This is a genomic window from Streptomyces canus 299MFChir4.1 (assembly GCF_000383615.1).
Taxonomy (GTDB): domain Bacteria; phylum Actinomycetota; class Actinomycetes; order Streptomycetales; family Streptomycetaceae; genus Streptomyces; species Streptomyces canus_C.
Genome location: NZ_KB911589.1, coordinates 87,848 through 99,165 on the forward strand (window position 1 = coordinate 87,848; position 11,318 = coordinate 99,165).

General features: G+C 72.8%; 10 protein-coding genes. 7 read left to right on the plus strand and 3 right to left on the minus strand.

What is annotated here, in order from left to right; genetic code table 11:
* Positions 1 to 7: 7 nt before the first annotated feature.
* On the minus strand, positions 8 to 919 hold the full coding sequence (locus H293_RS0120305; RefSeq protein WP_028808032.1) for a LysR family transcriptional regulator: 912 nt from the start codon (positions 917 to 919) through the stop codon (positions 8 to 10).
* An 81-nt stretch (positions 920 to 1,000) separates the two neighbouring features.
* Between H293_RS0120305 and H293_RS0120310 the strand changes: the two genes are divergently transcribed.
* Positions 1,001 to 1,831, plus strand: a complete 831-nt coding sequence (locus tag H293_RS0120310) for an oxidoreductase (protein WP_020119688.1) — start codon at positions 1,001 to 1,003, stop codon at positions 1,829 to 1,831.
* 28 nt (positions 1,832 to 1,859) lie between these two features.
* On the opposite strand, the gene H293_RS0120315 is transcribed toward H293_RS0120310, so the two are convergent.
* Positions 1,860 to 2,981 carry a serpin family protein gene (locus H293_RS0120315; protein WP_259294499.1) on the minus strand — a complete coding sequence of 374 codons (1,122 nt, stop codon included), beginning with the start codon at positions 2,979 to 2,981 and terminating at the stop codon, positions 1,860 to 1,862.
* A gap of 141 nt (positions 2,982 to 3,122) precedes the next feature.
* On the opposite strand from H293_RS0120315, the gene H293_RS0120320 reads away from it, so the two are divergent.
* The 6 genes from H293_RS0120320 (at position 3,123) to H293_RS0120345 (ending at position 9,777) form a co-directional block, all read left to right on the plus strand.
* The gene (locus H293_RS0120320) at positions 3,123 to 4,442 is read left to right on the plus strand and encodes a DUF4190 domain-containing protein (protein ID WP_020119690.1); all 1,320 of its coding nucleotides are present in this window, start codon (positions 3,123 to 3,125) and stop codon (positions 4,440 to 4,442) included.
* A 147-nt stretch (positions 4,443 to 4,589) separates the two neighbouring features.
* The gene (locus H293_RS0120325; RefSeq protein ID WP_020119691.1) at positions 4,590 to 5,342 is read left to right on the plus strand and encodes a GntR family transcriptional regulator; all 753 of its coding nucleotides are present in this window, start codon (positions 4,590 to 4,592) and stop codon (positions 5,340 to 5,342) included.
* 313 nt (positions 5,343 to 5,655) lie between these two features.
* Positions 5,656 to 5,847, plus strand: a complete 192-nt coding sequence (locus H293_RS0120330) for an SPOR domain-containing protein (protein ID WP_007384464.1) — start codon at positions 5,656 to 5,658, stop codon at positions 5,845 to 5,847.
* Between the two features lie 25 nt (positions 5,848 to 5,872).
* Positions 5,873 to 6,355 carry a (deoxy)nucleoside triphosphate pyrophosphohydrolase gene (locus H293_RS49795; protein ID WP_020119692.1) on the plus strand — a complete coding sequence of 161 codons (483 nt, stop codon included), beginning with the start codon at positions 5,873 to 5,875 and terminating at the stop codon, positions 6,353 to 6,355.
* A 96-nt stretch (positions 6,356 to 6,451) separates the two neighbouring features.
* Positions 6,452 to 6,859, plus strand: coding sequence for an ATP-binding protein (locus tag H293_RS0120340; RefSeq protein ID WP_020119693.1), 408 nt, complete (start codon positions 6,452 to 6,454; stop codon positions 6,857 to 6,859).
* A gap of 290 nt (positions 6,860 to 7,149) precedes the next feature.
* The gene (locus H293_RS0120345; protein WP_020119694.1) at positions 7,150 to 9,777 is read left to right on the plus strand and encodes a SpoIIE family protein phosphatase; all 2,628 of its coding nucleotides are present in this window, start codon (positions 7,150 to 7,152) and stop codon (positions 9,775 to 9,777) included.
* Here H293_RS0120345 and H293_RS0120350 read toward each other — a convergent pair.
* Positions 9,774 to 11,096, minus strand: coding sequence for a hypothetical protein (locus H293_RS0120350; protein WP_259294500.1), 1,323 nt, complete (start codon positions 11,094 to 11,096; stop codon positions 9,774 to 9,776). The two genes, H293_RS0120345 and H293_RS0120350, sit on opposite strands and share 4 nt — an antisense overlap.
* Positions 11,097 to 11,318: the final 222 nt, after the last annotated feature.

An 11,318-nucleotide genomic window follows, 5' to 3' on the forward strand; every position in this document is an offset into this window, starting at 1 on the left:
ACACCCGTCAGACCGCACCCGCCACCCACCGACAAGCCTCCGCGTACCCCCGCACCAACGGCCGCCCCCCGTCCTCCTCGCGCCAGGCCAGCGCGTATCTGCTCGGGGCGATGCCGCGCACCGGCCGGGTGACCACGCCGCCCAGGGTGATCAGGGGGGCGTTGCCGGCGGCCACCAGGCAGATGCCGAGGCCGGCCACGAGGGCCTCGTAGGTCTCCTCGGTGCCCGCGATCTCCGCGCCGACGAGGGGCGGGCGGCCGCCCCGTTCGTCGAGGGCCAGCCAGAAGTCGCGCAGGGGGCCCGCGCTGGGCGGCAGGGCGAGGAACGGTTCGTCGGCGAGGTCGGCGAAGTCCACCTCCGCCCGGGCGGCGAGCGGGTGGCCTTCGGGGAGAGCGACCAGGCGGGGCTCCTCGGCGACCACGGTCCAGCCGTAGCGCTCCTCGTCGGGCAGCGGCAGCCAGACGAAGGCGACCTCCGTATCGCCGTCCGCCAGGCCCGCGGTCGGGTCCTGCCAGCCCATCTGCCGCAGCCGTACGACCGCCTCCGGATGCGCGGCCGTGAAGCGGGAGCGGATCGCCGGGAGCAGACCACCGCGGCCGGGGCTGGTGCTCATGCCCACCACCAGCGTGCCGCGCCCCGCCGCCCGGGCCGTCGCCATCGCCGCGTCCGCCGCCGCCCAGGCCTCCACCACCTGCCGGGCGTGCGGCAGCAGTGCCTCGCCCGCCTCGGTGAGCAGCACGCCCCGCGGGTCCCGCCGCAGCAGCTCCACGCCCAACTGCCGCTCCAGCGCCCGGATCTGCTTGCTCAGCGCGGGCTGCGACACGTACAGCCGCTCGGCCGCGCGGGTGAAGTGCAGCTCCTCGGCCACCGCCAGGAAGTAGCGCAGGTCCCGTACATGCACGTCGGTCGTCATAGCCATCGGTTATCACCGTGGGTCTTGGACGGGCAACCGACTTCCGCAGCAGGCTGGTGCGTGGACAACCCGAGAAGAGGAGTCGTCATGAACAAGGTGTGGCTGATCACGGGCGCGAGCAGCGGGTTCGGGCGGGCGATCGCCGAGGCCGCCCTGGCCGACGGCGACATCGTGGTCGGTGCGGCCCGCAGGCCCGAGGCACTGGACGACCTCGTGGCCGCCCACCCCGACCAGGTGGAGGCGCTGCGCCTGGACGTGACCGACACGGCCGCCGCGGAGGCCGCCGTACGGGACGTGGTGGCCCGGCACGGCCGGATCGACGTGCTGGTCAACAACGCGGGCCGCACGCATGTCGGCGCGTTCGAGGAAACCACCGAGGACGAACTGCGCGCACTGTTCGACGTGCATGTCTTCGGGCCGGCGGCGCTCACGAGGGCGGTGCTGCCGGCCATGCGCGAGCGGCGCTCGGGCGCGATCGTGCAGATGAGCAGCATGGGCGGGCAGATGTCCTTCGCGGGCTTCTCGGCGTACAGCGGGACGAAGTTCGCCCTGGAGGGCCTGTCCGAGGGGCTCGCCGACGAGGTGCGGGAGTTCGGCATCAAGGTGCTGATCGTGGAGCCGGGCGCCTTCCGCACCTCGCTGTTCGATACGAGCCGTGCCGGGGTCAGCGCCGACAGCGGGATCTACGGCAAGGTGAGCGAGACCCGCGGGTTCGTCTCCGGTGGCGACGGCACCCAGGCCGGCGACCCCGCGAAGGCGGCGGCCCTGATCCGTGCCGCGCTCGACGCCGAGGAGACCCCGCTGCGGCTGCCCCTCGGCGACGACGCGGTGACCGCCGTACTCGATCACCTCGACGGCGTACGGGCCGACGTCGCCGCCTGGGAGAAGAGCACCCGGGCCACCGCCTTCGACGACTGACGGCTGAGGACTGACGGGTGACGGACGGTCAGCGCAGCGGCGCCGGTTCCGTCACCCACCCCGCCGTCAGCGCCAGCCGCGTCCCGCGGTGCACCGCGAGAAAGCCGAAGGGGCGGTCGAAGGCGGCCGTGACCACGGTCGACGTGTACCGGCGCGGGGGCGCCGGCGCTCCGCCCACCGCCGCGACCGCCGGCACCGCGGCCGCTTCGAAGCCGAGCGCGTCGAAGCGGGCCAGGACGGACTGCCGGGCCGAGCCGACGGCCAGGGGCGAGGCGCTGATGCCGGGGAAGTGGCCCTGGCGGGCGTCCCGTGCCGCGGTGAGGCCGAACAGCCCGTGCAGGTCCAGCAGATCGTGGTGCGCCCGCATCTCGAACGCCGTGGTCGTCACCTCCAGCGTCGGCTGCAGGGGGGCGGCACACGGCCGTTCCTCCACCCGCAGCCCCGGCCCCGCGGGCCCGTGCGGAAGCAGCGACCCCCGTACGACCGGACAGGTGCCGTCGAGCGCGGCCGCCCCCGCCGCCAGTACCTGACCCGGCGTCATGTGCTCGTCACCGAGCAGGAGATGGACGTCCACGCCGTTGTCGCCGAGCACCTTCACCTCGGTGACCCGGCCGGCGGGCACGGTCGCCACCCCGGCCCGGTCAAGCCGCACGCTGCGGCGGTTCAGCCCGCGCAGGGTCCGGCCCTGCCAGGGGCCCGCGGACGGCCGTACCGGACACACCTCGAAGGGCCGCAGCCACGTGGTCCGCAGGGCCAGCGCGCTTGCCAGCACCAACTCGGTGTCGTCCCGCACCTGCACCGGCAGCCGCTCGATCAGACCGCCCGTCCGCTTCGCCGCCCAGGCGTCCAGCTCCCGCTGGTCGAGGGCGGGATCGCCGGTGAGGACCCCGTGCGCGTCGGTGGGCAGCCCGGCCTCCCACTCCTCGCGCGGCTCCAGTGTCCGCTTCGTCCACAGTCCGAGCGCCGCGTCCAGCGCCTTCGCGTCGGCCAGTTCCGCGAGCAACTCCCGCGCCGCGGCGGCGGCTTGCTCCGCGGGCACCCCGAGCGCCCGTGCCAGCTCGGCCCGTGCCGCGCCCTGTGCCCCGTCGGCCAGGAAGGCCAGCAGCGGCCACACACCGGCGGCCGAGAACACGGTCCCCCCGGAAGACATCCCCGCCCACCGTGCCGTGAGCCCGTTCACCGCCTGGGTCGTCGCACCCGTGATCGGCATTCCACCCCGCCCGCCCCGCGCATACCATGCGCCCTGTCGTACGTCAGTTCCCCACCTGCCTGAACCAGGAGCACGGTACCCGTGTCCATACCCCCGCCCCCTGGGCCCCACCAGCCCGACCCCGCCCAGGGGCCGTCCCCGGCCCCGGACCCGTACGGGCCGCCGCCGCAGGGGCAGCAGCCGTATGGGGCGCCGCCGTACGGACAGCAGCCGTACGGACAGCAGCCGTACGGACAGCAGCCGTACGGACAGCAGCCGTACGGGCCACAGCCGTACGGGCAGCCGCACGGGCAACCCTATGGCCCGCCGTACCAGACCTGGGGACAGGGCTACAGCCCCTACGCCCGCCGCCCCTCCGTCAACGGCCTCGCCGTCGCCTCCCTGGTGCTCGGTGTCCTGTGCTGCTTTCCGGCCGTGGGACTGGTGCTCGGCGTCGTCGCGCTGGCGCAGATCAAGAAGAAGGGCCAGTCCGGCAAGGGGCTGGCGGTCGCCGGGTCGATCCTGTCGTCGCTCGGGCTCGCCCTGTGGGTGACGGCGCTCGCCACCGGCGGACTCTCCGAGGCCTGGGAGGGCTTCAAGAAGGGCGCGACGCAGGGCACGGCCTTCTCCGTGGTGAAGGGCCAGTGCTTCGACGCGCCCGGGGAGTCCCTCGAAGGCCTGACGTACGACGTCGACGAGGTGCCCTGCGCGGGTGAGCACGACGGCGAGGTGTTCGGCGAGTTCCGGATGGCCGACTCCGCCTTCCCGGGGGACAGCGCGGTCTCCGACGTCGCCGACGAGAAGTGCTACCCGCTCCAGAACACCTACGTCATGGACACCTGGGCGCTGCCCGCGAACGTCGACGTGTACTACTTCGGCCCGACCCGGCAGAGCTGGCGCCTCGGCGACCGCGAGGTGACCTGCATCTTCGGCAACACCGACGACAACGCCACCCTGACCGGCTCGCTGCGCGCCGACGAGACCACGCTCGACACGTACCAGATCGCCCTCCTCAAGTCCCTCAACGCCGTCGACACCGTGCTGTGGGAGGAGCCCGAGGACTACCCCGAGGACGACCTGCCCGGCTACCGGAGCTGGTCGCGAAAGGTCCACGACAGCCTCGACGACCAGATCAGGGCCCTTCGCGCGCAGTCCTGGCCGGCCCGGGCCGACAAGCAGGTCGCGGCCCTGGTGAAGGACATGACTCAGGCCCGCGCCGAGTGGGCGAAGGCGGTCGCCGCGGCCGAGGACGACGACGTGGACGCCTTCTACATCCACTACGACAAGGGCTACGACTACGTCGACGGCCCCAGTACGGTCACCGCACGCAAGGCTCTGGGGCTGGCCACGAAGCGGCCGACCTCCGACGAGGACGACGGCGACGGGAGCGGCGCCACAGACAGTGGCGAACTCAAGGTGTGATCGCCGCCATAGCGGGGAGAAAGTGCCTGCGTAAAGCCCGCCACCGGAACATGTCATCACATCGAGTGATTCCCTGGCCTTTGCTTGCATGGTCCAACCCACGGTTGCCAGGCTGTTGCTGTCTGTACAACCTGATGGGAGCGGCCAGTGACATTCGGTGAGCAGCCGGCGTACCTGCGTGTCGCGGGTGATCTCCGCAAGAAGATCGCCGACGGTTCGCTGCCACCGCACACCCGCCTGCCGTCCCAGGCCAGGATCCGCGAGGAGTACGGCGTCTCGGACACCGTCGCGCTGGAGGCCCGCAAGGTGCTGATGGCCGAGGGCCTGGTCGAGGGCCGCTCCGGGTCCGGGACGTACGTCCGCGAGCGGCCCGTGCCCCGCCGTATCGCCCGCTCCGGCTACCGCCCGGCCTCCGGTGCCACGCCCTTCCGGCAGGAGCAGGCCGACGGGGAGGGGCGCGGCACCTGGGAGTCCAGCAGCCGGCAGACCGAGGCCTCGGCGGGCATCGCCGAGCGGCTCGCCATCCGCCCCGGCGACCGGGTGATGTGCACGAAGTACGTCTTCCGGGAGGCCGGTGAGCCGATGATGCTCTCCACCTCCTGGGAGCCCCTCGCGGTCACCGGGCGCACTCCGGTGATGCTCCCCGAGGAGGGCCCCCTCGGCGGCATGGGCGTGGTCGAGCGCATGGCCGCCATCGACGTCGTCGTGGACAACGTCACCGAGGAGGTGGGCGCCCGCCCCGGCCTCGCCGAGGAGCTGCTCGCGCTGGGCGGTGTCCCCGGGCATGTCGTCCTTGTGGTCCACCGCACCTACTACGCCTCGGGCCGTCCGGTGGAGACGGCCGACGTGGTCATTCCGGCCGACCGCTACCAGGTCGCGTACCACCTTCCGGTGAAGTAGCGCGCGCCCCGGGGAGGTTGCCCGGGGCGAACACTCAACCGGCCCGGAGGCGAACGCCGTTCGAATTCGGCCGTTCTCGCAGGTCGACACCGCTGTGTCGAAGGCGTCCCTGACCGGAGGCGTCGCCGTCCACCGGGGGCGTGTTCAGCGGTGCGCCCCCCTGCCGGAGGAGTCCGTCCTGGCTGGTTGCGTACCTCTTTGTGTAAACGCGTGTTCGCTGCGTAAAGGTAGGGCGTAGGCTCGGGCATATGCGGAGTGCGGTTTCCTTATCGGGTGGGGCTCGACGCAGGTCGGGAAGGAGCGGTGGGGCGCAATGAACGACGGCACGATCACTCTTCCCTGGCTCGTCATACGACAGGACGACAACGGCAATCGCTACCGCGTGGGCAGGTATGCGACCCGGGCCGAGGCCCAGAAGATCGCCGACAGTCTCGATGCCCGCGGCCACAAGCAGCTCTACTGGGTCGAGCGCATCGGCCCGAACGGCGCGAGTTCGGCCGACTGACGGAGCCTCCCGTAGGCTCCGGCGCATGACGGAACGGATCGTGGTGGTGGCGGCCGCCCTCTATCACGGCGACCGCCTCCTCGCGGCCCGCCGCAGCGCGCCCGCCGAACTCGCGGGCCGCTGGGAGCTGCCGGGCGGAAAGGTGGAGCGGGGGGAGTCGCCCGAGCAGGCGTTGTCCCGCGAACTTAACGAGGAACTGGGCGTGGCGGCGGAGGTCGTGGAGCGCGTCCCGGGTGAGTGGCCCCTGAAGCCCCCCTATGTCCTTCAGGCGTACAGGGCCCGCCTCGTTCCCGACTCCCCGGCCCCTCGGCCGCTGCAGGACCATGACGAACTGCGCTGGCTGACGCCGGAGCAGATCTGGGACGTGCACTGGCTCGACCAGGACGTACCAGCGGTACGGGAGGCTTTGAGGGGCGCGGGGCTGTCTCGATGCGCGGCTCCGTCGCCGGGCGCGACAGGCCACGAGGCACCCGCAGCCGCCCCACGGCGGAGCCCCGGGAGCTCCTAGGCGCCCCTACTTACGCCATTCGGCACGGTACCGGCGCCCCAATATCGGGTATGTGCCCCTTAACCCCACGAAAGCGGACATGGGCTGGCCCGGGATGTGATCGGCGTGATCGACACCGAAGGCGACTGCGCCGAGTGGACTTTCCCGGCGGACCCGGGTGCCGTGCGCGCAGCCCGGACGGCCGTCCGGAACCGGCTGACCGCCTGGAAGCTCGACGGCCTCGCCGACATCGCCGCCCTGCTGGTCAGTGAGCTGGTGACCAACTCCCTGCGGCACGCCACCGGCCCCATCGGCGTCCGGCTGGTCCGTCCCGGAGGCGTCGACGGCGTCCTCCTGGTCGAGGTCTCCGACCCCCTGCCCGACCCGCCCCGCGCACGCGTCGCCGACCTGGACGACGAGAGCGGCCGCGGCCTGCAACTGGTCGCCCATGCCGCCGACCGCTGGGGCACCCGCCCCGGCGTGACGGGCAAGACGGTCTGGTTCGAACTGTCGACGCCGCGATGACCAGGATCTGATCGCGGTGGAGAAGGCCGAGAGCGTCAGGAATCGCTGTACGGCACCCCTCCCGCTGTCCATTGACTGGTTCAGGCCAGTGGCGGTTGTCGGCAGACGTGATTCGACGTCGTGTCCGCTGGTTAGAAGACTGGAAGTGTTGTCGCAGTGCGGACCGAAAACCGTCGGGATCGTGCTGTGATCGTGAACACCGTGTTGTGCGGCGCCGTAGTGCTGGATACTGCGGGCAGCCGCCCCCGGTGACCGGTACCGGACGCGGTGAGCTGGAGGGGACGGTTCGCGTGAGCGAGATACCAGCGAAGGCCACGGAGTCGAAGGACCCGTCGGGCGGCGCGAGGGCGGAGGCCGCGGATGCTGCCGTGGCACAGGGCCGTCACGGTGACGGACCGTCCGGTGACGCCATGTGGCAGAGCAGCCCGCCCGGCTCGATCTACGACTACATCAAGGTCGCGTCCTTCTCCATAGGCCCCGACGGCCTGGTCGACCAGTGGAGCCTGCGCGCCGAGCAGCTTTTCGGTATCCCCGCCGAGCACGCCGTCGGCATGGACCCCATCGAGGCCTTCATCGACTCGGACCTGCGTGCGCAGGGCCAGCGCAAGATGGCGGAGATCCTGGACGGCCGCGAGTGGACCGGTGTGGTCCCCTTCCGGGTGCCCCCGTCGGCAGCCGACGGCGAGTGCGGCCGGGAGGGTCTCGCCGAGGTCTACGTCATGCCGACGCGGACCGAGGAGGGCGAGAAGGCCGCCGTCTGCATCGTCGTCGATGTGCGCACCCTGCGCAGCATCGAGACCGACCTCGCCGCCTCGCAGGCGATTTTCGGTCAATCTCCCTTCGGGTTTGTGCTGATCGACCCCGACCTGCGGGTTCGCCGCGTCAACTACCGCTTCGCCTCCCTGTTCGGCGGCAGCCCGGACGACCACCGGGGCAAGGGCGTCCACGACTATCTGCCGCGCCCCGAGGCGGAGCGGGTCATCGCGACCCTGCGCCGGGTCCTGGAGACCGGCGACTCGATCACGGACATGCACGTCACGGGCTTTCTTCCGGGCTCCGACGAGCGCCGGCACTGGTCCATCAACCTGTACCGGGTGCGCAGCGGGTCCGGCCGGCCCATCGGCATCGCCTGGCTGGGAACAGACATCACCGCCCGCCGCGCCGCTGCCCGCGAGGCCGCGGCCGCCCGCCGCAACCTCGCCCTCCTGAACGAGGCCGGGGCCCGCATAGGGAACTCGCTCGACCTGGAGACCACGGCCCGCGAACTCCTCGACGTCGTCGTCCCCGGCTTCTGCGACCTGGCCACCGTCGACCTCTACCAGGGCCTGCTGGCCGGCGACGAGACCCCGCCCGGGCTCGCCGACGGCAGCGCCGAACTGCGCCGGGTCGCCTTCGCCAGCGCGGTCTCCGACGCCCCCTTCGCCGGCTCCGGCGACCCCGTCTCGGTCGGCGCGGTCCACCACTACCCCTTCAACTCGCCCTGCGCGGACGCCCTGCGCACCGCCCGCCCGCAGTACATCCCGGCCGAGGACGGCGGCCTCGTGCAGTCCACGCTCGCGGTGCCGATGGTCGCCCACGACACCGTCGTAGGACTCGCGCAGTTCTCCCGGACGAAGGGCAGCGAGCCGTTCGGGGACCGGGACCGGGATCTCGCGGTGGAGCTGGCCGCGCGGGCGGCGGTCTGCATCGACAACGCGCGCCTGTACCGGCGCGAGCACGAGCGGGCGCTGATACTGCAGCGGTCCCTGCTGCCGCCCGGCGACCCGGTCGCCTCCGGCCTGGACATCGCCTGCCGCTATCTGCCCGGCAACTCCTCCGCGGACCGTCCCAGCGAGGTCGGCGGCGACTGGTTCGACGTCATCGAACTGCCGGGACACCGCACGGCGTTGGTGGTCGGCGACGTCATGGGCCGCGGTCTGCGGGCAGCGGTGGCGATGGGCGAACTGCGCTCGGCCGTCCGGACCCTGGCCCTCCTGGACCTCGAACCGGCCGAAGTCCTCTCCGCGTTGGACGAGATCGCCCGCGGCCTGGGCGCCCCCGGCGGGGTCCAGCAGGCCACCCGCGCGGCCCGCCGCCCCCGCGAGGCGGACCTCCTGGAGGTGTACCTCGCGACCTGCGTCTACGCCGTCTACGACTCCGTGACCCGCCGCTGCACCTTCGCCAACGCGGGCCACCTGCCGCCCGTGCTGGTCGAACCCGGCGAGGACGCCCTGATGCTCGACGTGCCGCCCGGCATGCCGCTCGGCGTCGGCGGCGAGCCCTTCGAGGAGGTCGAGGTCGAACTACCCGAAGGCGCCCTGCTCGCGCTCTACACGGATGGACTGGTCGAAAGCCGCGATCACCCCCTCGACGAAGGACTCCAGGCCTTCGTAGGAGCGCTCACCGACCCCTCCGCCCCGCTGGAGGACGTCTGCGACCACGTCCTCAACACCCTCGACACCCATCACGGCGAGGACGACATCGCGCTCCTGATGGCACGTGTCCAGGGCCTGCCCGCGGACTCGGTCGGAGACTGGACGCTGCCGCGCGAGCCCCGCAGCGTGGGCCGGGCCCGCGAGTACGCCCGCAGCCAGCTGCTGAGCTGGGGTCTGGAACCGCTGGTCGACACCACGGAACTCCTGGTCAGCGAACTGGTCACCAACGCCCTGCGGTACGGCGAGGGCGACATCCGGCTACGGCTCCTGCTGGACCGCACCCTGGTCTGCGAGGTCTGGGACGCCGGCCTCGTCCAGCCCCGCCGCCGGCGCGCCCGCGACACCGACGAGGGCGGCCGGGGTCTGCAACTGGTCGGCCTGCTCAGCGCGGCCTGGGGATCCCGGCGCACTCCGCGCGGCAAGACGGTGTGGTTCGAACTGCCGCTGCCGGACGGGGAGAACGGCATGGTGGACCCGGCGGAGGCATTGCTGAGCCTGTTCTAGGCGGGGTGCCCGCGCAGCCGTACGTCCCGTTCGGCGAGGTCGCGCGCCTCGCGGGCGAGGGCGTCGGCCCGCGGGAGATCGTCGGTCAGTCGCGCCTGCGACAGCAGGACGCGGGGCGCGGCACCGACCGCCTCGCGGTGGACGGTGACATAGTCGTCCGCCGCGGCCGCGGACTCCCGGGCGACCAGTAGCGCGGCCACCGGGAGCACTCCGGACCGGCCGGTCGCCAGGGGCGCGGCCGCGTGCACGATCCGGCGCAGGACGCCGAGCGGGTCGTACGGCTGACCGGACGTCGTCTCCTGTCGTACGGCGGCCAGGACCGCGTCGGCGTGCAGAAGCCGGGCGTAGGTCTCGCCCTCGTACGCGGTGCCGTCACGGAAGGGGGCCAGTTCCGCCTCCGCGCCCGTGAGGGCGGGCGGGATCAGCCGGACGGCCTCGGTGCGCGCCTCACGCAGCCGGGTCATGGCCGTCACCAGCACGTCCGCCCGGGCGATCGCGGTCTCCGCCGCGCGAAGGTGCTGGGCCGCGTCCTCCGGCCGGTCCGAGGCGGTGGCCTGGTGGGTCTGGTTGAGGTGGACCGTGGCGGTGACCAGGCTGTCCTTGGCCAGTTCGAGGTACCCGGTGACGGAGTCGTCCGTGAGCGCGGTGTCCGTCCCGGCCGTGCGGGCGGTCAGTTCGCGGAAGCGGGTCTCGGCCGACGCCAGGGCCGCTGCCGGGTCGCGGTCCAGTCCCCGCAGGGCGCTCAAGCCCTCCGCCGCGCCGGTCAGTCGCCGCTCGGCCTCCTCGCAGCGGCCCACCACCCCGGCGAGGGCGGCCGCCTCCTCGGGTACGCCCTCCTCGTACCGCCGCCGTATCGCGCACGCCGCCGCCAGTTCGGCCTCCGCCGCCGCGGCCTCCCTGGTGAAGGGGGCCATCTCCTCGGGACCCGCCCCGGCCGCGGCGAAGGCGATTTCCTCGCGCAGGGTGCGCAGCCGGTTGTCGGCGCCGATCAGCGCGGCCCGGGAGCGGTCGTCGAGGTCGGCGAGCGGGGGCGGGGCCGCGGGGGAGGGGTACGCGCCGACGTGGGTCGTGCCGGCGGCCGCCGGTGTCGTACGGCTGCGGGTGCGCCGTATCCGGCGGACCGAGGCGTACACGGCGAGGGCCACCACCACGACGAGGACGGCGACCGGCAGGACGAGGTCGGTGCCGGAGGACTCGTCCGCGGCCGGGGCGGAGGCGCTGACCCGGGCGCCCGCAACCGGGGGGTCGTCGTTGATCGTCATCCACGGCAGCACCAGCCACACGACCCCGGCCACCACACCCAGCAGGGCATGCGCCACCCGCACGGATATGTGCGAGCGGCCCCGCCGCGGTCGACCCCGTATCAAGGATGACGTCACGTTTCGGAGCGTATGGGGCGGAATGCGGGGGCGCGAGCGGGGTGGGACGGGCGGGGGTACGGAGAGCGGACGGGGACGGTGAGTCGGAGAGGGAGACGCCACGCCTGATCGAGGGCGACTTCCCGAACCCGGAACGGCGGATGCGGGAGATCGCGGAGTACA